The organism is Frankia sp. AgPm24, assembly GCF_023243055.1.
GTDB lineage: Bacteria > Actinomycetota > Actinomycetes > Frankiales > Frankiaceae > Frankia > Frankia umida.
Window position 1 is genome coordinate 1 of record NZ_JALKFW010000134.1, and the last position, 211, is coordinate 211.

Annotated in this window: 1 protein-coding gene; it reads left to right on the plus strand. The window is 70.6% G+C overall.

The features are described from left to right. Positions 1-196 (plus strand): hypothetical protein (locus MXD61_RS05980; RefSeq protein WP_248811829.1); only part of this gene is annotated, 196 nt, incomplete at its 5' end. Positions 197-211 lie beyond the last annotated feature (15 nt).

Here is a 211-nt window from a genome sequence, read left to right on the forward strand (position 1 = left end):
CAAAGCCGGCCCGCCACCGAACGACGGCCCCCGCGCCCAGACGACACGGGAACGCTGGGCGCAGGTCCACGACCTGCTCGACCAGGGCGTTGGACTGCTCGACTGCGCACGGCGGCTCAACCTGAGCCTGAACATCCGTGGCCACGGTCGCGCGTGCGGACACGGGTGGCGACACGGTTCCAGGGCAGGGCTGTGAGCTGGGCATACAGTG